This window comes from Rhizobium sp. AN5 (genome assembly GCF_900215255.1).
GTDB classification, from domain to species: Bacteria; Pseudomonadota; Alphaproteobacteria; order Rhizobiales; family Rhizobiaceae; genus Agrobacterium; species Agrobacterium tumefaciens.
The window spans coordinates 914,936-934,709 of sequence record NZ_OCMJ01000004.1 but is presented as its reverse complement, the minus strand read 5'-3'; the positions used below and the strand labels follow the sequence as shown (position 1 = coordinate 934,709).

The 19,774-nt window shown below is 58.8% G+C and carries 22 protein-coding genes; 6 read left to right on the top strand and 16 right to left on the bottom strand.

The window, feature by feature from the left end; all coding sequences use genetic code 11:
* Window positions 1-9: 9 nt before the first annotated feature.
* From CRP02_RS16990 to CRP02_RS16975, 4 genes are all read right to left on the bottom strand, one after another.
* The gene (locus CRP02_RS16990) at window positions 10-981 is read right to left on the bottom strand and encodes a beta-ketoacyl-ACP synthase III (RefSeq protein ID WP_097171791.1); all 972 of its coding nucleotides are present in this window, start codon (window positions 979-981) and stop codon (window positions 10-12) included.
* A 4-nt stretch (window positions 982-985) separates the two neighbouring features.
* The gene (gene plsX / locus CRP02_RS16985; protein WP_003512528.1) at window positions 986-2,047 is read right to left on the bottom strand and encodes a phosphate acyltransferase PlsX; all 1,062 of its coding nucleotides are present in this window, start codon (window positions 2,045-2,047) and stop codon (window positions 986-988) included.
* A gap of 99 nt (window positions 2,048-2,146) precedes the next feature.
* Entirely contained in the window at window positions 2,147-2,710 is a 564-nt protein-coding gene (locus CRP02_RS16980; protein ID WP_003512527.1) for a YceD family protein, read from the bottom strand.
* An 8-nt stretch (window positions 2,711-2,718) separates the two neighbouring features.
* On the bottom strand, window positions 2,719-3,258 hold the full coding sequence (locus CRP02_RS16975) for a ubiquinol-cytochrome C chaperone family protein (RefSeq protein ID WP_097102214.1): 540 nt from the start codon (window positions 3,256-3,258) through the stop codon (window positions 2,719-2,721).
* Between the two features lie 270 nt (window positions 3,259-3,528).
* Here CRP02_RS16975 and CRP02_RS16970 point away from each other — a divergent pair, with 270 nt between their 5' ends.
* Complete coding sequence (locus CRP02_RS16970; protein WP_003512524.1) at window positions 3,529-4,059, top strand: outer membrane protein assembly factor BamE; 531 nt, start codon at window positions 3,529-3,531, stop codon at window positions 4,057-4,059.
* A 75-nt stretch (window positions 4,060-4,134) separates the two neighbouring features.
* Here the strand turns inward: CRP02_RS16970 and CRP02_RS16965 are convergent, their stop codons facing one another.
* From CRP02_RS16965 to CRP02_RS16910, 12 genes are all read right to left on the bottom strand, one after another.
* Entirely contained in the window at window positions 4,135-6,273 is a 2,139-nt protein-coding gene (locus CRP02_RS16965; protein WP_097171790.1) for a sodium-translocating pyrophosphatase, read from the bottom strand.
* 219 nt (window positions 6,274-6,492) lie between these two features.
* Window positions 6,493-7,716: an MFS transporter gene (locus CRP02_RS16960; protein WP_097171789.1), complete on the bottom strand. Its 1,224-nt coding sequence runs from the start codon at window positions 7,714-7,716 to the stop codon at window positions 6,493-6,495.
* Between the two features lie 21 nt (window positions 7,717-7,737).
* Complete coding sequence (nusB, locus tag CRP02_RS16955) at window positions 7,738-8,235, bottom strand: transcription antitermination factor NusB (RefSeq protein WP_013635887.1); 498 nt, start codon at window positions 8,233-8,235, stop codon at window positions 7,738-7,740.
* A gap of 4 nt (window positions 8,236-8,239) precedes the next feature.
* A complete protein-coding gene (gene ribH, locus CRP02_RS16950; protein ID WP_013635886.1) occupies window positions 8,240-8,686 on the bottom strand; it encodes a 6,7-dimethyl-8-ribityllumazine synthase in 447 nt (148 codons plus the stop codon).
* Window positions 8,687-8,850: 164 nt separating this feature from the next.
* A complete protein-coding gene (locus CRP02_RS16945) occupies window positions 8,851-9,483 on the bottom strand; it encodes a LysE family translocator (protein ID WP_065658050.1) in 633 nt (210 codons plus the stop codon).
* 240 nt (window positions 9,484-9,723) lie between these two features.
* Entirely contained in the window at window positions 9,724-10,335 is a 612-nt protein-coding gene (locus tag CRP02_RS16940; RefSeq protein WP_003512512.1) for a riboflavin synthase, read from the bottom strand.
* Window positions 10,335-11,468, bottom strand: a complete 1,134-nt coding sequence (gene ribD / locus CRP02_RS16935) for a bifunctional diaminohydroxyphosphoribosylaminopyrimidine deaminase/5-amino-6-(5-phosphoribosylamino)uracil reductase RibD (RefSeq protein WP_097171788.1) — start codon at window positions 11,466-11,468, stop codon at window positions 10,335-10,337. Before ribD ends, CRP02_RS16940 begins: the two co-directional genes overlap by 1 nt.
* A 2-nt stretch (window positions 11,469-11,470) precedes the next feature.
* Window positions 11,471-11,950 carry a transcriptional regulator NrdR gene (nrdR, locus tag CRP02_RS16930; RefSeq protein ID WP_003512508.1) on the bottom strand — a complete coding sequence of 160 codons (480 nt, stop codon included), beginning with the start codon at window positions 11,948-11,950 and terminating at the stop codon, window positions 11,471-11,473.
* 12 nt (window positions 11,951-11,962) lie between these two features.
* Window positions 11,963-13,252 (bottom strand): serine hydroxymethyltransferase, encoded by a 1,290-nt coding sequence (glyA, locus tag CRP02_RS16925; protein ID WP_003512506.1) that lies wholly within the window; start codon window positions 13,250-13,252, stop codon window positions 11,963-11,965.
* Window positions 13,253-13,462: 210 nt separating this feature from the next.
* Entirely contained in the window at window positions 13,463-14,794 is a 1,332-nt protein-coding gene (locus CRP02_RS16920; RefSeq protein ID WP_003512501.1) for a L,D-transpeptidase family protein, read from the bottom strand.
* Window positions 14,795-15,168: 374 nt separating this feature from the next.
* The gene (ldtR, locus tag CRP02_RS16915; RefSeq protein ID WP_025593036.1) at window positions 15,169-15,678 is read right to left on the bottom strand and encodes a transcriptional regulator LdtR; all 510 of its coding nucleotides are present in this window, start codon (window positions 15,676-15,678) and stop codon (window positions 15,169-15,171) included.
* 234 nt (window positions 15,679-15,912) lie between these two features.
* Entirely contained in the window at window positions 15,913-16,350 is a 438-nt protein-coding gene (locus CRP02_RS16910; protein ID WP_003512497.1) for a DUF6163 family protein, read from the bottom strand.
* Between the two features lie 181 nt (window positions 16,351-16,531).
* Between CRP02_RS16910 and hemB the strand changes: the two genes are divergently transcribed.
* The 5 genes from hemB to CRP02_RS16885 all read left to right on the top strand — a co-directional run bounded on the left by hemB (window position 16,532) and on the right by CRP02_RS16885 (window position 19,757).
* Window positions 16,532-17,545, top strand: a complete 1,014-nt coding sequence (gene hemB / locus CRP02_RS16905; RefSeq protein ID WP_003512495.1) for a porphobilinogen synthase — start codon at window positions 16,532-16,534, stop codon at window positions 17,543-17,545.
* Window positions 17,546-17,656: 111 nt separating this feature from the next.
* Entirely contained in the window at window positions 17,657-18,115 is a 459-nt protein-coding gene (locus CRP02_RS16900; RefSeq protein WP_097102200.1) for an RDD family protein, read from the top strand.
* Between the two features lie 176 nt (window positions 18,116-18,291).
* Window positions 18,292-19,050 carry an arginyltransferase gene (locus CRP02_RS16895; protein WP_097102198.1) on the top strand — a complete coding sequence of 253 codons (759 nt, stop codon included), beginning with the start codon at window positions 18,292-18,294 and terminating at the stop codon, window positions 19,048-19,050.
* A gap of 99 nt (window positions 19,051-19,149) precedes the next feature.
* Entirely contained in the window at window positions 19,150-19,371 is a 222-nt protein-coding gene (locus CRP02_RS16890) for an AbrB/MazE/SpoVT family DNA-binding domain-containing protein (RefSeq protein ID WP_059752528.1), read from the top strand.
* A complete protein-coding gene (locus CRP02_RS16885; RefSeq protein WP_097171786.1) occupies window positions 19,368-19,757 on the top strand; it encodes a type II toxin-antitoxin system death-on-curing family toxin in 390 nt (129 codons plus the stop codon). The genes CRP02_RS16890 and CRP02_RS16885 overlap by 4 nt, the downstream gene beginning before the upstream one ends.
* Window positions 19,758-19,774: the final 17 nt, after the last annotated feature.

The window sequence follows — 19,774 nt, the reverse complement described above, 5'->3', positions numbered from 1 at the left end:
AATTTGCCGTTACCAGCGTAGCAGCACTGCGCCCCAGGTGAAACCGCCGCCCATGGCTTCCAGCATGACCAGATCGCCTTTCTTGATGCGCCCGTCACTGGCCGCAACGGCAAGCGCCAGCGGAATGGATGCGGCCGAGGTATTGCCGTGCTTATCGACGGTGATGACGACTTTTTCCGGATCGATGTTGAGCTTTTTCGCCGATCCGTCAATGATCCGCTTGTTGGCCTGATGAGGAACGAGCCAGTCGAGATCATCAGCCGTCGTGCCTGTCGCCTCGAAAGCCTGTTCGATGACGTCGGTGATCATGCCGACAGCGTGCTTGAACACTTCCCGGCCTTCCATGCGCAGATGGCCGACCGTGCCGGTCGTGGAAGGTCCGCCGTCGACATAAAGCTTGTCCTTGTGCGAACCGTCGGAGCGCAGCTGCGAGGTGAGGATGCCACGATCGCTGGAAGTGCCCTCGCCTTCGTCGGCCTCGATTACGAGCGCGCCTGCACCATCACCGAACAGAACGCAGGTGGTGCGATCCTTCCAGTCAAGAATGCGCGAGAATGTTTCGGCGCCGATCACCAGCACGCGCTTGGCCATGCCGCCGCGGATGTAAAGATCGGCGGTGGCCACGGCATAGACGAAGCCGGAGCAGACGGCCTGCATGTCGAAGGCGAAACCGTGGGTCATGCCGAGACGGTTCTGGATGTTTACCGCCGTTGCCGGAAAGGTATTGTCCGGTGTCGAGGTTGCCAGAATGATGAGGTCGATATCATCGGGCGTCAGGCCGGCATTGTCGAGCGCCGCGCGCGCCGCAGCCTCGCCGAGCGAAGCGGTGGTCTCGCCTTCTCCCGCTATGTAGCGCTGGCGAATGCCCGTGCGCTGCACGATCCATTCATCGGAAGTCTCTACGACCCCTTCGATTTCACTATTGGTCATGACACGCTTCGGAAGCGCTGCCCCGAAACCACGTACGATAGAGCGGATCATTCCCTTATTCCTCGTCAGCCACGAGAGCTTCGGGCGCCGGGGGCGGAAGCCGTCTTGCGTGGTAAATCTTCAGATCGTTTTCAATTTTTGCCGTAAGACCGTTATGGACCATGTCGTAGCCGACATCGACCGCGGAGGCAAAACCGATGGCATCCGTGCCGCCATGGCTTTTGATGACAATGCCGTTCAGGCCGAGAAACACGCCGCCATTGACCTTGCGCGGGTCCATTTTTTCTCGCAGCACATCGAAAGCGCTTTTCGCGAGAATATAACCGATCTTGGCAAAGAAGCTGCGGGAAATCGCCTCACGCAGAAGCGTGGTGATCTGGCGCGCCGTGCCTTCGGCGGCTTTGAGCGCAATGTTGCCGGTGAAACCTTCGGTCACCACCACATCCACCGTGCCCTTGCCAATATCGTCGCCCTCGACGAAACCGCGGTAATCGATGGTGCCGAGATCGGCCTCGCGGATCAGCCGTCCGGCTTCACGGACCTCTTCCTGACCCTTCACCTCCTCGACGCCGACATTCAGCAGGCCGACGGTCGGACGGTCGATATCGAAAAGCGCACGCGCCATGGCGCCGCCCATCAGGGCAAAATCGAGCAATTGCTGGGAGTCGGCGCCAATCGTCGCGCCAACATCGAGCACGATGCTTTCGCCTTTCAGCGTCGGCCATATGCCGGCGATGGCCGGGCGTTCCACCCGCGCCATGGTGCGCAAACAGAATTTGGCCATAGCCATCAGCGCGCCGGTATTGCCGGCGGATACGACGACGTCCGCTTCACCGAGCTTCACGGCCTCGATGGCGCGCCACATGCTGGAGACATAGCGGCCACGACGAAGCGCCTGACTTGGCTTTTCGTCCATGGCGACCGAGATTTCACAATCGTGAAAGACCGACTTTTCCCGAAGTGCGGGATATTGTGCCAGAATGGGGTCACACTTGCTTTTCTGCCCGTAGAGCAGAAAAGTCACATCGTTGTGCCGTTCAAGCGCCTTGGCGGCACCGGGTATGGCAACATCAGGGCCGAAATCGCCACCCATGACGTCAATCGCTATTCTGATCACTCGTCCCTTATCCTTTTTGCCGCCACTCAAGCGGATTTTGCGCGAAAATACCTGTTCCGGCCTGTGTTACAATAAAATTATTTCAGCCCGGCGGCGCATTCAGTCTTTTTTCCAGTCTTTCAACACGGCGAAAGGCGACGGACGCTTTTCTTCTTCAGGCTCATTTTCGGTCGTATCGGTAAATTCGATATCCGATTTGCGAGGATAGGGATCGATCGCAAGGGCCGCGAATTCCGCAACCGTTGCGCCAACATCGATGCTGTCGCCGGTGAACTGGTCGGGAATGTCAGGGCCATTGGGGTCGAGTACGATCTCCCCTTCCTCATTGGTGACCATCCGCGCCAGCTTCGATCCTTCCGGCACGAAAATATGCTCGACGCTCTCGTCGATCTTGCTGGAGACCGGCTCCAGCGTCACGACGCAGGACTGGGTCACGGCCGCATGCACCTCGCCCTTGATCTTCACGCCATCCCTCTTCCAGCGGGTAACCTGCAATTCCGCCTTCAGATATTCGACGGAAACCACATCCCAGAATTTCGCCAGCGCCTTCAGTTCCTCGGCATTGGCTTCAAGACCAATCCTCACCGGATTGGCGGAAATATGGCCTACCTTTACGGGGTAGGAAAAAGGCAGATCGTCATTTGCGGCGTGTCGCGCGTTCATCGTAAACCTCATAGTCCAGGCAAAGGCAGCTTCAGGCTTCCGGTTGCTATCGTTTCTTCGGAGCCTGCGGAAAGGGTGGAAGACGCATCCATCATCCAGCCCGCAAGCCCGTCCAGTTCCGGTGCCTTCTCATCTGTCTGGGGGTATATATTGCGCCGGAGCGCTGCGGCAAGGGCAACGGGGTCGGATGCATCCAGCGCCGCCGCATAGGATTCGAGCCGCCCGTAGAACATGCCGGCAAATTTCTTCATCCGCTTCGGCACGCCCTGGTCGCCAATGCCGAGCTCACGGATGGAATGGTCGATATCCTGAAAAAAGGCGTCGACGATCTCCTGCGCGATTTCCTGCCCGCTCACACCGGAGGATTTGGTGCGGCGGAAATAGAGAATCATGATGATCGACAGCATCTCGAAGCGGCCCATCACGGTGTCTGGAACGCCGAGATCAAGATAAAAAGCGGGCGTGCGGGCCGCAGCCGTCAGGATCGCATATTGCCGGTCTACTATGGCGCGGTTGTTGTTTTTCTGTCTGAACAGCCCGAATATCATCGTTTTTTTCCGAACGGGGCTGGTGAATTCGCTCACCCGCCTATCGCACTTGTTGCATGATCGCCAAAGCTGGTTTACCGAAGCATCCACGAATTGCAATGCTGTCGCGGTCACGTTCGTCTTTCGGCTGAAACAGTCTAAGAGACCGGAGGAGTTTCCAAAGGCCGTGAAAGCATTGAATTTGGGGGGTGATCGGGATTTTCCGTCCCCGGATTGACACAATCATGTGCACAGACACTGTGCACCACGCAATGCCGGAAGGTGCCATTCATGATCGCAGTCGGGGAAAAGCAGTTGAGCAAGCAGAAATCCGCAAGTCACGGCAAAATTCTGGGCAAGACCGCCATCGCAATCGTCGTCGCGTCCACCCTGCTTTCCGCCTGCACCAGCACCACCGATGTGTTCCACAACGGCTACGTCATGGACGAGCAGTCGCTTCAGCTGATCCCGGAAGGTTCCAGCCGCGAGCAGGTTCTGCTGACCATGGGCACGCCCTCCACCACGGCGACCTTCGGCAACGAGGTTTTCTATTACATCTCGCAGAAGCGCGTGCGCCGCGCCGCTTTCATGAAGCCGACGCTGGTCGAACAGAACATTCTCGCGATCTATTTCAACAAGGACGGCGTAATCGAGCGTAAGGCCAATTACGCGCTGCAGGACGGCAAGGTCTTCGACACGATTTCGCGTACCACCCCGACAGGCGGCAAGGATCTCACCTTCCTGCAGCAGCTGCTGTCCGGCGGCACCTCGGGCGCCAACATCGCCAAGAGCATTCTCGGCCAGGGCGGCAACACCCCCTGATCGGAAGACGGAACGGAAATTCAAAGGCCCGGGGATCGCTCCCCGGGCCTTTTTCATTCGTCGGAACCTCAGCCTTCAGTGGGCAAGAACCGCAAGCAGCAGCAGCGCCACGATGTTGGTGATCTTGATGGCCGGGTTGACGGCGGGGCCGGCAGTATCCTTGTAGGGATCGCCCACTGTATCGCCCGTAACCGACGCCTTGTGGGCGTCCGAACCCTTGACGTGGCGCACGCCGTCCTTGTCGATGAAGCCATCCTCGAAGCTTTTCTTGGCGTTATCCCACGCGCCACCACCGGAGGTCATGGAAATCGCCACGAACAGGCCGTTGATGATGACGCCAAGCAGCGATGCACCGAGTGCGGCAAAGGCGGAGGCCTTGGAACCTGAGATAAGCAGCACGCCGAAATAAACGACGAGCGGCGCCAGAACCGGCAGCAGCGACGGAATGATCATCTCCTTGATCGCCGCTTTGGTCAAAAGATCGACCGCCCTGCCGTAGTCCGGTTTTTCCGTTCCTGCCATGATGCCAGGCTTTTCGCGGAACTGGCGGCGAACTTCCTCGACGATCGAGCTTGCCGCCTTGCCCACCGCCGTCATGGCGATGCCGCCAAAGAGATACGGAATGAGGCCGCCGAACAGCAGACCGGCAACGACGTAAGGATTGGCAAGGCTGAAGGATATTTCGCCGATATCCTTGAAGTAAGGATAGGTATCGCCATTGGCAGCGAAATAGGACAGGTCGTTGGAATAGGCGGCAAACAGCACCAGCGCGCCGAGACCGGCAGAGCCGATGGCGTAACCCTTGGTCACGGCCTTGGTGGTGTTGCCGACGGCATCCAGCGCGTCGGTCGCCTTACGCACATCCGGGTCGAGACCGGCCATTTCGGCAATGCCGCCGGCATTGTCCGTCACCGGACCGAAGGCGTCGAGCGCCACGATCATGCCCGCCAGACCAAGCATGGCGGTGACCGCGATGCCGGTGCCGAACAGGCCACCGAGCTGGTAGGTGCCGATGATGCCGCCGACGATGACGAGCGCCGGCAGCGCCGTCGATTCCAGCGAGACTGCAAGACCCTGGATGACGTTGGTGCCGTGGCCCGTGACCGAAGCCTGTGCGATGGAATTGACCGGCCGTTTGTTGGTGCCGGTATAATATTCGGTGATGACGACGATCAGCGCCGTCACCACAAGGCCGACCAGCCCGCACAGGAAGAGGTTTGTGCCGGTAATCTCCATTCCGGCCACCGTGCCGATGGTACCCCAGCCCACGGTCGCGTAAGTTGCCACGGCAAGACCCGCAATCGAGAAGACGCCGGTGGCAATCAGCCCTTTATAGAGAGCGCCCATGATGGAGTTGTTGGTGCCGAGCTTGACGAAGAAGGTGCCGGCAATCGAGGTCAGGATGCAGGCGCCGCAAATGGCCAGCGGATAGACCATCGCGCTTTCCAGTATCGGCGTTCCGGCAAAGAAGATCGCCGCAAGCACCATGGTTGCGACCACCGAGACGGCATAGGTCTCGAAAAGGTCGGCCGCCATGCCGGCGCAATCGCCGACATTGTCGCCGACATTGTCGGCGATGGTTGCCGGGTTGCGGGGATCATCCTCTGGAATGCCTGCTTCGACCTTGCCGACGAGATCGCCGCCGACATCTGCACCCTTGGTGAAGATGCCACCGCCGAGACGGGCGAAGATGGAGATCAGCGAAGCGCCGAAACCGAGCGACACCAGCGCATCGATCACCTCACGCGAACCAGCCGCATGGCCGAGCACCGAGGTTAGGACGTAATAATAGATGGATACGCCAAGCAGCGCCAGGCCCGCCACCAGCATGCCGGTGATGGCGCCCGACTTGAACGCGATGTCGAGACCGGCGGCAAGGCTGTGGGATGCGGCTTGTGCGGTGCGCAGATTGGCACGGACGGAGACATGCATGCCGATGAAACCGGCAGCACCCGAAAGCACGGCGCCGATGATGAACCCTATGGCCGCGAGAGCCGACAGCAGATACCAGGCGAGAACGGCGACGATCAATCCGACGATGGCGATGGTGAGATATTGACGGGTGAGATAAGCCTGCGCACCTTCACGGATAAAACCTGCTATTTCACGCATACGCTCGTTGCCCTGATCGGCAGCGAGAACGCTCCTGGTCGTCCATGCCGCGTAAACCACGGACAGGACCCCACATAAAATCACTATGGGTATTACGGTCATGCGCACTTACCTCCCAAAAGGCCGGGTCTCACTCCCTCCCCGGCGTGGCGAACCATGTGCAAGGACAGGGGCGATCAAATCCGCGGCCTGTCCTGTCGTGGCCATTATTCCCCTCCCAAGGAAAAATGACCTGCGCGGCAAGATTGCGTTGGCGAAAGGCGTGGCGTCAAGCCCACAAATTTGCCTGAAACATGAAAGGGGTAGAGATCGAAGCTGATCTTACGCGGCGTTTCTGCGCGGGGTCAGCAGCAGCGACACCACCAGCAGGAGGCAAAGGCCCGCAACCGGCCAGATGACGAGGTTCATGACCGACCAGCCCCAAGCCGTAAACACCTTGCCGGAAGAGAAGGACGACAGCGCTACCGTGCCGAACAGCACGATATCGTGAAAGCCCTGTACCTTGTCTGCCTCATGCGGGCGGTAGCTCGAGGTGATGATGGCGGTGGCGCCGATGAAGCCGAAATTCCAGCCGAGACCGAGGAGAATGAGCGCCGCCCAGAAATTCCACAATTCGATGCCCATATGGGCGATGATGGCGCAGGCCATCAGCACGACGAGACCGGCTGCAACGATTTTTTCCGCGCCGAATCGCGCAATCAACATACCGGTGAAGAAACTCGGGCCGAACATGGCGAGAACGTGCCACTGGATGCCGAGCGTCGCAAGTTCGGTGGGAAACCCGCAGCCGACCACCATGGCGAGCGGCGCGCCGGTCATCATGAAGGTCATCAACGCATAGGAACCGATGCCGCAGACCATGCCGGTGACAAACCGGTGCGTGCGCACAATTTCCGACAAAGGCCGTGCCGCCTGCGCGTGGATAGAGGCGGCCTTCGGGTCCGGCAATTTCAGGAATGCCAGAATGGCAATCGCGATGATGCCGAGCGGCACCAGCGCGATGAAAGCACCGGCGAAGGTGACCGGTGCGAAGACATCCTTGCCGAAAATGGCAAGCTGCGGCCCGATGATCGCCGAGACGATGCCACCCGCCAATATCCAGGAAATGGCTTTCGGCTTGTAGAAAGAGGGGGATGCGTCGGCAGCAGCAAAGCGGATTTTCTGCGTGAAGCCGCCGGAAATGCCGATCAGCAGCAGGCCGATCGCAAACAGCCAGAAGTCGGAGCGGAAGAGTGCCACCGCAGCAATGCCGCCGCCGATGGAGCACATCAGCGCGCCGACCATGAAGCCCGCCTTGCGGCCGAGAAAACGCGATGCTGCGGCAACGCAGATGGCGCCCAGCGCCACGCCGATGTTGAAACCGGTAAGCGGCGCCGTTGCCAGCGACTTGTCAGCCCCGAGCAACTGGTAACCGGCAAGCGCGCCGACCGAGAAGCTCATAGGTGCTGCCGAGCCCATGATCGCCTGTGCGGCGGTCAGGAGGAAGACGTTGCGCTTCGCCTCGTCCAGTTGAACTTCAAGTCCGGGGACGGAAACGGCGCTCATATCTTCCTCACCTAACGTATTTCAGCGTTTTGCCTCGCCGCGCACCTGCTTGGCAATGCGGTCCAGAACCGCGTTCACCAGCTTCGGCTCGTCATGCTCGAAGAAAGCACGGGCGATTTCGACATATTCCGTGACGATGACGGCGACCGGCACGTCCTTGCGCTCCAGAATCTCGAAAGCGCCGGCACGCAGGATAGCGCGAACGGTGGCATCGAGACGCGACAGCGGCCAGTCTTCCAGAAGTGCGGAGCGCACCAGTGGGTCGATCTTCGTCTGATCGCGGACGACGCCGGACACGATGGAACGGAACCAGGAAGGATCGGCCTTCAGATAGGTATCGCCATCGACTTCCTGACCGAGACGATGTGCCTCGTATTCCGCCACGACTTCCATCACGCCGGTGCCGCCGACATCCATCTGATAAAGTGCCTGCACAGCCGCGAGGCGCGCAGCGCCACGCTGGTTGGCGGGCTTTACCGAAGGCTGGCGCGGTTCGCCGCCATTTTCAACATCCGACATGCGTTCAGCCACCCAGTTTTTTCTTGAGCTCGATCATCGTCAGCGCCGCGCGGGCCGCAAAACCGCCCTTGTCCTTGTCAGAACGGCGAACACGTGCCCATGCCTGATCGTCGTTTTCGACGGTGAGGATGCCGTTGCCGATGGCCAGCGATTCGCTGACGGCGAGATCCATCAGGGCGCGGGAGGATTCGTTGGAAACGATGTCGAAGTGGTAGGTCTCGCCACGAATGACCATGCCGAGCGCTACGAAACCATCATATTCCGTACCTTCGTTGTCGCCGCCATCCAGCGCCATGGCAATGGCAGCGGGGATTTCGAGCGCGCCGGGAACGGTGATGATGTCATAGGTTGCGCCAGCCTCATCCAGCGCGAACTTCGCGCCTTCGAGAAGAGCGTCTGCCATATCGTCGTAAAAGCGTGCTTCCACGATAAGGAGATGGGGTTTGGACATGGGATTTTCCTGAAAAGGTTCGGGCCGGATCATACCGGCTTTTGCGGCGGTCAAACCACGGCTGGCCGTTTTTGGCAAGTAATTTCATGTGTCACCCGCGCAAGAGGCCCCGTTTGCAAGACAATTGCCCAGGTTTTCGCCTTATCCGGCGCGGCTTACGGAAATCAGGTTTTCTGGAAAGCCAGATGCACGCCAAGCCCCATCAGCACCGTTCCCGCAGTGCGACGGGCAAGCACCTGCACCCTGCTGGAACGCTTGAGCCTCCCGACCATCGCGCCCGCCAGAAGCACGCCAACGAGATCGGCGGAGGAAAAAATGAAATTGACGGCGATACCGAGGATCAGCAATTGCAGCCAGATCGGAAAGGCCGCCGCCGGATCAACGAATTGCGGCAGAAACGCCAGAAAGAACAGCGCCGTCTTCGGATTGAGCACGTCGACGATAATGCTGTCGATAAAGGCGCGCCTTGCCGATTTCGGTTCGATGGTCAGATTGACGGCCTCACCTTCAAGCTTGCTGCGCAGCATCGAGAAACCGAGCCAGATGAGATACAGCGCGCCACACAGCTTCACGGCCAGATAAAGCCACGGCACCGCCTGGAACAGCACCGAAAGCCCCGCCGCAGAGGCAACGATATGGAAATAGCAGCCGACATGGATGCCAAGCACCGCCATCAGCCCGGCAAACCGGCCGCGCGCCATGGTCTGCGCCGCCGCATAAAGCATGGCCGGGCCGGGAATATAGGCAAACAGGGCGGTAGTGATGAAAAAGGCTGTCAGCAGTTCGAAAGACGGCATGTCGTAATCCCCCTACCCGTTTGGGCCTAAGGACGTCTTTACAGTGTTTGCCCGTCAATCGAAAGCGGAGTGCGGGACAACAACTGATTTGTCGCGATGGCGGAGGACTGTAAGCTGACACAGGATCCAGTCACGGGCATCTGCGCGGCGAAGAAAGTGCTTTCAGCCCAAGGATTTGGGCTGGTTGGATACCGGCTCAAGGCCGGGAGTGTATTTCAGCACGATAAATGCCGAACGTTGTTACGCCGAGGGGAACTCCGCAAGCCTTGCGGCATATCGCGCCATGGTGTCGACTTCGAAATTGACGAAATCACCCGGTTGGCGCTCACCCCATGTGGTGACTGTGAGCGTATGGCGGATCAGGAGTACGTCGAAATCCGTTCCGTCGACCGCATTGACAGTCAGAGAAGTGCCATCGAGTGCAATGGAACCCTTGGGCGCCACGAATTTCGCCAGATGGTCGGGCGCGCGCAGGCGGATACGGACCGCCTCGCCTTCCGGCTCGACCGACAGAATCTCCGCCTTGCCATCGACATGGCCGGAAACGATGTGACCGCCAAGCTCGTCGCCAATCTTCAGGGCGCGCTCCAGATTGACATGCGTGCCCTTCTGCCAGCCCGCAATCGTCGTCAGGCGCAATGCCTCTTCCCAGGCCTCGACCTCGTACCAGCGCTCGTTGCTGCCGTCTTCCGGCAGTTTGGTCACCGTCAGGCAGACGCCGCCATGGGAGATCGATGCGCCCATATCGATGGTCTTGGGATCGTAATTGGTCGCCACCCGCAGACGAATGCCTTCCGCCAAAGCTTCCAGCTCGGACACGGTTCCAACGTCGGTGACAATTCCGGTAAACATCAAAGCGGCCTTTCATAATCGAAGCAGCGATCCGGCCCGTAGGCGGTTTCGCTGACCAAAACATAATCGCCCGGAATATCGGCACGGCTGAGCGGCGTTTCAATCCCGCCTTCACCAACCACGACCGGGCTTTCAAACAGCATGATACGGTCCACCAGATCAGCTTCAAGGAACGATTTTGCGGCAAAAGCGCCGCCTTCGACCAGAAGTTCCGACATGCCGCGTTCAGCGAGAATGTGAAGGAGGTTCTCGAGGGTTGGTGCTTGAAGGATTTCCACGCCTGCGTCGGTCAGTTGTTGGCGACGGTCGTGGCTACCCCCCTCTGACCTGCCGGGCATCTCCCCCCTTGAGGGCAAGATACCCGGCAGGGCAGAGGGGGATAACGCCGCGACGATTACCGGCACTTCGCGTGCACTATCAACCAGCTTAGACGTCAACGGTAGTTCAAACTTGCGATCAAGCACGATTCGGACCGGAGAACGATCTTCGAGACCTGCAATTCGAACGGTCAGTTCCGGATCGTCCGCTATCGCGGTACGGATGCCCACGAGGATGCAATCGCAGCGCGCTCTCAGTTCATGCACGGCGTGCCTGGCCTGCGGACCGGTGATCGCTACCTGCCCCTCCCCTTGTCTGCCGATCATGCCATCGGCAGAAATGGCAAGCTTCAGAATCACATGCGGGCGTTTTTTCACCTGGCGTGTGAGGTAACCCGCAAGCGCTCTCTTGCCTTGTTCGCGCAGCAGGCCGGTTTCCACGACAATGCCCGCCTCCCGCAGGATGGAGTAACCGCGACCGGAAACACGCTCGTCCGGGTCGTCAACCGCTACCACGACACGGGCCACGCCGTATTCAACCAGCGCATTGGCGCAGGGCGGCGTCTTGCCCCAGTGTGAGCAGGGTTCGAGGGTGACATAGGCTGTTGCACCGCGCGCCGCTTCGCCGGCGATTTCCAGCGCCTGGCGTTCGGCATGGGGGCGGCCGCCAATTGCGGTCACCGCTTCGGCGATGATTTTTCCGTCCTTGACGAGAACGCAACCGACGGAGGGATTGGTCTGGGTTTGACCCTGATGGCGCAGGGAAACCTCGATTGCCCGGGCCATGAATTTTTCGTCATCGGCGCGGCTCGTCACGTCTATGCTCCGGCGTCTGTATCTCGGGCGATCTTGGCGTTGATTTCGGCAATCACGTTCTCGAAATCCTCGGCATGACTGAAATCGCGATAGACCGAGGCGTAGCGTACGAAGGCCACGTCATCGAGGCTCTTCAGCGCTTCAAGTACCTGGAGGCCGATTTCTTCCGAGGGGATTTCCGTCTCGCCGGAACTTTCCAGACGGCGAGCAATGCCGGAGACGGCCCGCTCGATCCGGTCCCGGTCAACCGGGCGTTTGCGTAGCGCGATCTCGAAGGATCGCACCAGCTTTTCCCGGTCGAAGGGCAGCTTGCGGCCGCTTTTCTTGATGACCATCAGCTCGCGCAGTTGCACGCGCTCATAGGTCGTGAAGCGGCCGCCGCAATCGGGGCAGATGCGCCGCCGGCGGATGGAGGTGTTATCCTCCGCCGGACGCGAGTCCTTGACCTGTGTGTCTTCGGAACCGCAAAATGGGCAGCGCATCTTTTTACGTCCTTACATGTACGGATACATCGGGAAACGGTCAGTCAGGCCGACGACCTTTTCGCGCACCGCAGCTTCAACGGCAGCGTTGCCCTCATCCGAATTGGCGACCTTAAGACCATCGAGAACCTCGACGATCAGCTTGCCGATTTCGCGGAATTCCGCTTCCTTGAAACCGCGCGTGGTGCCGGCCGGCGTGCCGAGACGCACACCAGAGGTGACGAAGGGCTTTTCCGGATCGAAAGGAATGCCGTTCTTGTTGCAGGTGACGTAAGCGCGGCCAAGGGCTGCTTCCGCACGCTTGCCGGTGGCGTTCTTCTTGCGAAGGTCAACCAGCATCAGGTGGTTGTCGGTGCCGCCGGAGACGACATCAAGACCGCCTTCGATCAGCGTTTCGGCAAGCGCCTTGGCGTTCTTGACGACCTGTGCGGCGTAATCCTTGAATTCCGGCTGCAAAGCTTCACCGAAGGCAACTGCCTTTGCGGCGATGACGTGCATCAGCGGACCGCCCTGCAGGCCGGGGAAAACGGCGGAGTTGAACTTCTTGGCCAAATCCTCGTCATTGGTGAGGATCATGCCGCCACGCGGGCCGCGCAGCGACTTATGCGTCGTCGTGGTGGCAACGTGGCAATGCGGGAACGGCGACGGATGCTGGCCACCGGCAACGAGACCAGCGATGTGGGCCATATCGACCATCAGATAGGCGCCGACTTCATCGGCGATCTCGCGGAAGCGCTTCCAGTCCCAGATACGGGAATAGGCGGTGCCGCCGGCAAGGATAAGCTTCGGCCGGGTTTCCTTGGCCTTGCGCTCCACCTCGTCCATGTCGAGCAGGTTGTCGCCTTCGCGCACGCCGTAAGACACGACGTTGAACCACTTGCCGGACATGTTGACCGGCGAACCGTGCGTCAGATGGCCTCCGGAGTTCAGGTCGAGACCCATGAAGGTGTCGCCTGGCTGGAGCAGCGCGAGGAACACGGCCTGGTTCATCTGCGAACCGGAATTCGGCTGGACATTGGCGAAGTTGACGCCGAACAGCTTCTTGGCGCGCTCGATGGCAAGCTCTTCAGCAATGTCTACGAACTGGCAGCCGCCGTAATAACGCTTGCCCGGATAACCTTCCGCATATTTGTTGGTCATGATCGAACCCTGCGCTTCAAGCACAGCGCGGGAAACGATGTTTTCCGAGGCGATCAGTTCGATCTCGTGGCGCTGGCGACCCAGTTCCTTCTCGATCGCGCCGAAAATATCCGGATCGACTTCGGCAAGCGGACGGGAGAAGAAAGCATCTGTGTTCGACATGGTGAAGGCTCCTGAAACAGTAATGCGATGGCGTCTTAGCGCCCTGCCCGACCAAGAGCAATACGGGCAGCGAGATTTGCCCGTCAAACTGCGACGTTGCGACAAAAAACGGCAGCTGTTTTTTCAAAACCAGCAGCGAAAATGAAAAAAGCCGCACCCGACGGGGTGCGGCCTTTCACTTCGATATAAAAACCTGACGGCAGTACCGGATCAGTTGCGCGGCAACAGGTCGTCGTCGACGGGTCCAGCCGGCTGTTCGATGCCGGTGGTGGTGTTGAGCGCCAGTTCGGCGTTGCCGTCCTTTTCATAGATGTCGTCGCGGAACTGCACCACGCCGTCCTTCGCTGACCATGCGGTGATGTAGACGAAATAGACAGGCACTTCCTGCGCCAGCTTGATCGGTGTGTTGACGCGGGTGGCGATGACGCGTTCCATTTCCTGACGCGACCAGCCGGGCGTGTCGCGCAGCAGCCAGCTCGTGAGGTCGCGCACGTTCTGTACGCGCACGCAGCCGGACGATTCGAACCGCATCAGCTTGTTGAACAGACCCTGCTGCGGCGTGTCGTGCATATATTCGTTATTGGGATTGTGGAAGTTGATCTTCGTCGAGGACATGGCGTTGATCTTGCCGGGGTCCTGGCGGAACATCAGGTTCGGTGCCTTTGGCGCAAACCAGTCGACCGCTGTCGGCGAAACTTCCTGTCCCTTGCCGTCGATGAGGCGGATGTTGTTCCGCTCCAGATAGGTCGGGTCCTTCTGCATCAGCGGCACGATGTCCTTTTCGACGATCGAGCGCGGCGCTGTCCAGTAAGGGTTGAGGATGACTTCGTAAATCTTGGAATTGATGACGTGCGTCGGGCGGCTTGCGCGACCGACGACGGCAGTGTTGCGCAGGACGACGCGCTCATTCTCAACCGCTTCGATGGCAGCGGCCGGAATGTTCACCATCAGGTGACGCTGACCGAGATCGCCGGACATGGATTGGATGCGCACGAGGTTGGTCTGCAACTGCGCCAGACGGATCTGGGCCGAAACATTGAGCGCCTTGGTCGTATATTCGCCGCTGACACCATCGGCGGGAAGGCCATGGCGGGCCTGGAAGCGCTTCAACGCACCATCGACGTAGGAATCGAAGGCGCTGGAAATGCCAGCTTCGCGCGGCAGGTCGCCGGAGACCATCAGTCGCTGGCGAAGCGCCTGAACGGACGGATCGGAAACGCCGATCTGGAGACGCTGCTGGGTGACGGGCACGTCCGGCCAGCCGCCATTCTGCACGATCTGCTGATATTGCATGATCGCCTGCTGCATGTAGACAGGCGCTTCCCGTCCGAGAACCGGGTTGTTGGAAACGACGCCAACGGCGGAACGCGACGAATTCGCGTCAAACTGGTCATCCCAGTTGCCGCGGCGCGATGAGCCCATGAGATCGTTGAGCGCATTCTGCGCCAGGGCCGGCGCGGCAAGCGCGGCAACACCAACGGAAACAGCCGAGCGCAGAAGCGCACGGCGCGATACGGATTCGGAAACGGATTTTTTTGTCATTCTACCTACCAGCCACTCTCTTCGGCATTCTCAACAATGCCTAAATCAATATGATTAACAAACACGTACAACGTGTCTGCCGGCCGGTAATGCTCAACACCCATCGTCTGGGCGCTATTGTCTGGCAGAACAGTCGGGACTTGCCACGACAGCAGGAGAAACCGCCGGCTCCTTCACCTTTGCGGGTCCCATATCAATATGGCCAATTCGTGTCACGGGCCTTTTCTCACGAAGCTGTGTATGCCTGCAAAACAGGGCGAAAACGCACCTGAGAGACCGGGCTTGACACGCACAGGTGAACGGCGCCTCCAACGCGAATCCGCAAGCCGGAGGCAAACCGATGCCCCCGGCTCTAACAGTGAAACCGTCGCGAATTAGAGACGATAAGCGATCGAGTCGTTCCAGAAGCGATCGAGGCGTTGCAGCAGCTTGTTCATTTCGGAGAACTCGCCAGTGCCGATGCCGCCGACCTTTTCGATCGAGCCGACGTGGCGCTCGTAGAGGTGAGCAACCGTTTCGGCGATTTCCTGGCCCTTTTCAGTCAGGCTGATGCGGACCGAGCGGCGGTCGACACGCGAGCGCTGGTGGTTGATGAGACCGAGGTCTACCAGCTTCTTGACGTTGTATGAGACGTTCGATCCGAGGTAATAACCACGCGAACGAAGCTCGCCGGCCGTCAGCTCGGAATTGCCGATGTTGAACAGCAGGAGCGCCTGAACGGCGTTGACGTCATCGCGACCCTGACGATCGAACTCGTCCTTGATGACATCGAGGAGGCGGCGGTGGAGACGTTCCACCAGGTGCAGCGACTCCATGTAGAGCGAACGGATGGTATCTTCATGTGCGTCGGCAACAACGGCCTGCGGCTTTGCTTTGCTATTGATCATGACTGCCTCACTGTTTTGTTTGGCGGTGTGTTTGTTTGTCTCCCGCCTTGAGTGAGAACCTAATCAATGCGCATAAAATTCTACTTAAAAGCTACGATTAACAAATGCTTACCTGCATTTTCTCAAGTGGGTCAAACTTGTGGCGAAGCGGGACTGGCTTATCGCCATGCATTACAAATCAATTACTTAGCAATAAAATTCAACCGAAAACCAGGCTGAATTGCTTTATTCTTATGGTAAATCAATTCTTGCGCGCTCTTCATTCTGGCGCTGATCGAGCCAAAAAGCGACCAGGAATAGTATATAAATGGTTGCCACGAGACCGTGCATGACGGGTACAAGCGTGTTGGCGCCGAAGATATATGGCCACACCTTATACATGGCGATCTGGGTGCCGGCACCCAAGACCCACATGACCGCCCCCCAGGAGGCGCCGAGCCAGAGACCGAGCGCCGCGACCGGGAAAATCACCGCAAGCGCACTACCCGCCACCCGCCATGGCAGGTTAAGCATATCGAACCGCCCATGCCCGCCGAGAGAATATCCCGTCAGCATCGCCCAATATTGCAGGCCGAACCAGAAACAGGAAACCGCGACCAGCCTCATGAAGACCAGAAAGAGGATTTCCGTCAGCGGACGTTTCGGCAGAGGTTGAGAATCAGGTTCCATGGCCGGAAGATACGGTTTCGACGGGCGGGCGACCAGCCCATATTGAATTCCGTGGCTTGCCTTGTCAAAGCACCCTCGCCCGCCGGGGAAGTCCAGGGGGAAACATTGTCGCATTCGCACGGCGCTTGCTTCGTGTTATGCAGCTTTCCTGACTTGGGTGGGATACGAAGGACATTCTTACATGCAGGACAAAACGCATCTGGTCGACGCGATCACCGGCCATCGCCGCATGCGCCGCAATCGCAAGGCCGACTGGACTCGCCGTCTGGTTCAGGAAAGCCGTCTGACCGTCGATGATCTCATCTGGCCGGTCTTCATCGTGCCGGGCAGCAACATCCTCGATCCCATACCGGCGATGCCCGGCGTAAACCGCATGAGCGTCGACAAGCTGGTCGAAGCGGCGAAGGAAGCCGCCGATCTCGGCATTCCGGCGATTGCGACCTTCCCGAATATCGAGATGGACTTGCGTGACGAGACCGGCTCGAATGCGCTCGAGGCCAACAACCTCATCAATCAGGCGACCATTGCGGTCAAAAAAGCGGTTCCGAATATCGGCATGATCACCGATGTTGCGCTCGATCCCTTCACCAGCCATGGGCATGACGGCATTCTGCGCGGCGACGAAATCGTCAATGACGAGACCGTGGACCAGGTCGTTCGTGCTGCAATCCTTCAGGCCGATGCCGGTTCGGACATTATTTCTCCGTCCGAGATGATGGATGGCCGCATTGGCGCCATCCGCCGCGGCCTGGATGCGGCCGGGCACCAGAACGTCGGCATCATGGCCTATGCCACGAAATTCTCCTCCGGCTATTACGGTCCGTATCGCGAGGCCATTTCGACGGCCGGACTGCTGAAGGGGGACAAGAACAGCTATTACATCAGCCCCGCCAACGGTATGGAGGCAATCCGCGACGCAGCGCTCGACGTGGAAGAAGGTGCTGACATGCTGATGGTCAAACCCGGCCTGCCCTATCTCGACATCTGTTGGCGGCTGAAAGAGAATTTCGGGCTGCCGACATTCGCCTATCAGGTGTCCGGTGAATATACCCAGATCAAGGCAGCGGCCATGCATGGCTGGATCGATGGCGAGCGCGTGATGATGGAAACGCTTCTCTGTTTCAAGCGTGCGGGCTGCGATGGCATTCTGAGCTATTTCGCTGTGGAAGCCGCACGCAAACTCGCGAAGGGCTGACAGCGGACGCTTATTGTATTCGGTCGTTTTCTTCCCATATTGTTTGCTGACACGGAATGCTGACGAAAAGCGCATTTCGAGCTGTCATGTCTTCTCAGGAGAAAACGACCGATGAACCTCGACCAGAACCCTACCTATGTCGCACCGGACGACTGGCGCGCCTATAGCGGCGTGCTGAGCCGACGCATCTTCGCTTTCCTGATCGATTACGCGATCGTTCTCTTGCTGTGCATTCCAGCCGCCGTGATCGTCTTCTTTCTCGGCGTGATTACGCTGGGTCTCGGCTTCTTCCTCTATCCGGCCTTGTTCGTCATCGTCGCGGTCCTTTATTTCGGCGTGACGCTCAGTGGCCCGTCGCAGGCCTCACCCGGCATGCGGGCGATGGGAATCGCGATGGCGCGTATGGACGGACGGCGAATCGATTTCCTTCTGGCGACCGTGCACATCGCGCTTTTCTGGGTCATCAACTCGGTTTTGACGCCGCTTATCCTGCTTGCAGGCCTGTTTACGGAGCGCTCGCGCCTCGTTCACGACTTCCTGCTCGGCACCGTCATGGTCAGAACCTACTGATATAGGGGAAAGCCACGAAAACGTGGCTTCCATATCAGGCAAATACCGCATGGTGCAGTTGACGTTTTCCGTCATTTTGCCATTCTGTGACACTATGCATGTCGCTTGAAGCGTCGCCGCACCCCGTGAAATCGCGGCGCGCTTTCACAACAGACGCAGGAGGCGATCACGGTTCGATGAACACGCAGGCGACGCCCTCTCCCCAATTCTATCTTACGGCACCGGCCACCTGCCCCTATTTGCCGAACCAGATGGAGCGGAAGGTTTTCACGCATCTGGTCGGCCCGCGTGCGTCGGAAATGAACGACCTTCTCACCCAGGGCGGCTTCAGGCGTTCACAGAACATCGCCTATCGCCCGGCGTGCGAAACCTGTCGCGCTTGCGTTTCGGTGCGCATCCTTACCGAACAGTTCCAGCCGACGAAATCGATGCGGCGCGTTCTCTCCATCAACAAGGATGTCGTCGCCACCGTTCACGCCGCTGAGCCATCCACCGAACAGTTCTCACTGTTTCGCCGCTATCTCGACCATCGGCACCAGTCGGGCGGCATGTCCGACATGTCGGCGCTAGACTATGCGATCATGATCGAAGACACGCATGTGAACACCCGCATCATCGAATACCGTGTGCGAGAGCCCGGCTCCGGCATCGATTCCAGCAAACGAGGTGAACTTCTCGCCGTAGCGCTGAGCGATGTGATGAGCGACGGGCTGTCGATGGTCTATTCCTTCTTCAACCCCGATCTAGAAAAGCGCTCTCTCGGCACTTTCATGATCATGGATCACATCACCCGCACGCGCGCACTCGGCCTGCCGCATGTCTATCTTGGATACTGGGTCGATGGTTCTGAAAAGATGGGCTACAAGACCCGCTACCACCCGCAGGAGCATCTGACACCGCGTGGGTGGGAGGTTTATACACCGGAAGAAAAGTAACCCGCGTTTGGAAACGTCGTACTGACACTCCCCGGAAATCGTACATTGTGTACGAATTCCAGTCCTGTTATAACGCCAGTTATAACAGGAGCTGTCATCATGAACATTACGATCCGCAAAATCGGTAATTCCGAAGGTATCATCATTCCGAAGGAAGTTCTGGATCGCATGGGTCTCAAGGCTGGTGACGCGCTGGAACTCCGAGAAACCGCTGGCAATATCGAACTCGTCCCCGAACATGCGGAACTGAGGGAACAGCTTGAAGCCGCCCGGCGTGGTATGAAAAAATACCATACAGCGCTGAGAGAACTCGCCAAGTGAGCAGTATCAAGTGGCTCTCCCGTGCCGCCGTCGAATTTATACATCAGGAGCAACTCGCCGAACACGGTGGCTTGCCGGGCCTCAAGGATGAAAATGCGCTTGAGGCAGCTTTGGCACGTCCATTGCGTAAAGCTGCCTTTGGAGAAGAGGAGCCACTGAAACTCGCCGCCGCTTATCTTTACGGTGTAGCGCGCAACCATCCGTTTTGCGATGGCAACAAACGCACGGCTTTTCTTGCAGCCTACACCTTCCTTTTTATCAACGGACTTGAAGTCATTGCCGAGCAAGCAGACATCGTGGCTTTTGTTCTTGATGTTGCTGCAGGTGAGATTGATGAGGAAGGCGCATACCGTTTTCTCAACGATCACACCATCCCGCTCCAGTAAGCGAAAACGCCGCACAT

Bases quoted from the DNA above. Each gene is read 5' to 3' on its own strand.
- CRP02_RS16990 (WP_097171791.1), bottom strand. From the start codon at position 981: ATGATCCGCTCTATCGTACGTGGTTTCGGGGCAGCGCTTCCGAAGCGT.
- CRP02_RS16980 (WP_003512527.1), bottom strand. From the start codon at position 2,710: ATGAACGCGCGACACGCCGCAAATGACGATCTGCCTTTTTCCTACCCC.
- CRP02_RS16975 (WP_097102214.1), bottom strand. From the start codon at position 3,258: ATGATATTCGGGCTGTTCAGACAGAAAAACAACAACCGCGCCATAGTA.
- CRP02_RS16970 (WP_003512524.1), top strand. From the start codon at position 3,529: ATGATCGCAGTCGGGGAAAAGCAGTTGAGCAAGCAGAAATCCGCAAGT.
- CRP02_RS16965 (WP_097171790.1), bottom strand. From the start codon at position 6,273: ATGACCGTAATACCCATAGTGATTTTATGTGGGGTCCTGTCCGTGGTT.
- CRP02_RS16960 (WP_097171789.1), bottom strand. From the start codon at position 7,716: ATGAGCGCCGTTTCCGTCCCCGGACTTGAAGTTCAACTGGACGAGGCG.
- nusB (WP_013635887.1), bottom strand. From the start codon at position 8,235: ATGTCGGATGTTGAAAATGGCGGCGAACCGCGCCAGCCTTCGGTAAAG.
- ribH (WP_013635886.1), bottom strand. From the start codon at position 8,686: ATGTCCAAACCCCATCTCCTTATCGTGGAAGCACGCTTTTACGACGAT.
- CRP02_RS16945 (WP_065658050.1), bottom strand. From the start codon at position 9,483: ATGCCGTCTTTCGAACTGCTGACAGCCTTTTTCATCACTACCGCCCTG.
- CRP02_RS16940 (WP_003512512.1), bottom strand. From the start codon at position 10,335: ATGTTTACCGGAATTGTCACCGACGTTGGAACCGTGTCCGAGCTGGAA.
- nrdR (WP_003512508.1), bottom strand. From the start codon at position 11,950: ATGCGCTGCCCATTTTGCGGTTCCGAAGACACACAGGTCAAGGACTCG.
- glyA (WP_003512506.1), bottom strand. From the start codon at position 13,252: ATGTCGAACACAGATGCTTTCTTCTCCCGTCCGCTTGCCGAAGTCGAT.
- CRP02_RS16920 (WP_003512501.1), bottom strand. From the start codon at position 14,794: ATGACAAAAAAATCCGTTTCCGAATCCGTATCGCGCCGTGCGCTTCTG.
- CRP02_RS16910 (WP_003512497.1), bottom strand. From the start codon at position 16,350: ATGGAACCTGATTCTCAACCTCTGCCGAAACGTCCGCTGACGGAAATC.
- hemB (WP_003512495.1), top strand. From the start codon at position 16,532: ATGCAGGACAAAACGCATCTGGTCGACGCGATCACCGGCCATCGCCGC.
- CRP02_RS16900 (WP_097102200.1), top strand. From the start codon at position 17,657: ATGAACCTCGACCAGAACCCTACCTATGTCGCACCGGACGACTGGCGC.
- CRP02_RS16895 (WP_097102198.1), top strand. From the start codon at position 18,292: ATGAACACGCAGGCGACGCCCTCTCCCCAATTCTATCTTACGGCACCG.
- CRP02_RS16890 (WP_059752528.1), top strand. From the start codon at position 19,150: ATGAACATTACGATCCGCAAAATCGGTAATTCCGAAGGTATCATCATT.